This is a genomic window from Streptomyces sp. SID12501 (genome assembly GCF_010550245.1).
Taxonomy (GTDB): domain Bacteria; phylum Actinomycetota; class Actinomycetes; order Streptomycetales; family Streptomycetaceae; genus Streptomyces.
The window spans coordinates 1-945 of record NZ_JAAGLU010000134.1; the positions used below are offsets into that span (position 1 = coordinate 1).

Annotated in this window: 1 protein-coding gene; it reads right to left on the reverse strand. The window is 58.1% G+C overall.

Annotated elements, in window-relative coordinates; genetic code table 11:
• Positions 1 to 40: 40 nt before the first annotated feature.
• On the reverse strand, positions 41 to 945 hold a 905-nt coding region (locus G3I71_RS44800), incomplete at its 5' end, for a group II intron maturase-specific domain-containing protein (protein ID WP_203733008.1).

Genomic DNA, 945 nt, shown 5'->3' on the forward strand with positions numbered 1-945 from the left:
TTGGTCGGGTAGCCGGAGCGCATTGCTGCGCCCCGGCCCCCTAGGAACCGGACGTGCGATCTTTCACCGCATCCGGCTCGGGCAGGTCTCTGCCCGCAGGTCGGGTGGTCTTCTTCCGGTCGCCGGCATGCACCTGTCGGTGGCAGTGCGTGTGAATCACTTCCAGATTGCTCGGGTGGTCACTTCCACCCTTGCTGCGGTAGGTGAGGTGGTGCACGTTAATTCCTCGCATTGAGGCCGTGAACCACCTGGCCCAATCGTTTACGTCATCGGGGTCGTACCCCGCGCCTTCGATCAGATCCAGACCACATCTGGTGCACAGTCCCCTTTGTCTTGCTGCCAGGTTCAGAATCCTCTTGGGTTCGATTTCAGGCAGCCTCTTCCGGGAACGGTCCCGCCAGTACTTCTCCAACTCCGAGTCGTCGGGGGAGGCATCCCCCTTCACCATTACGTGCCGGACGATGGGTGTCCACTGGAACTTCCACAGAAACTGTTCCTTGGATCCGAACACCCAACTATGTCCCCGGCTCGGGTGGTGCTGACCCCAGTACCTTTCGGCTACCCATTTAGGAGGCTTGTTCCGGTGACGGATTCTCCCCCACTGTCGGAGTGCCGAGTAGGTCCTGTCGTCGAGTCTTTCGAAGGTCTGCTTCGAGACCACGTGCCGGTAGTACGTTGACCAGCCACGTACAAGCGGATTGAGTCGCGAGATCAATGCTTTTGTCGGGGCTCCCCGATTGCTGCGCACGATCTCTTTGATCTTATCCTTGGCACGCTGTACAGCTTCCTTGCTCGGTTTGATGAGCAGTTTTCCTTTGTAGCGCCTTACGTTGAATCCCAGAAAATCAAAACCGTCTTCGAGGTGACAGACACGCGTCTTTTCCTCGTTAAAGGTGAGACCCCTGGGGGCCAACCATTCGGCTAGTCGGGATTTGCACTCCCATG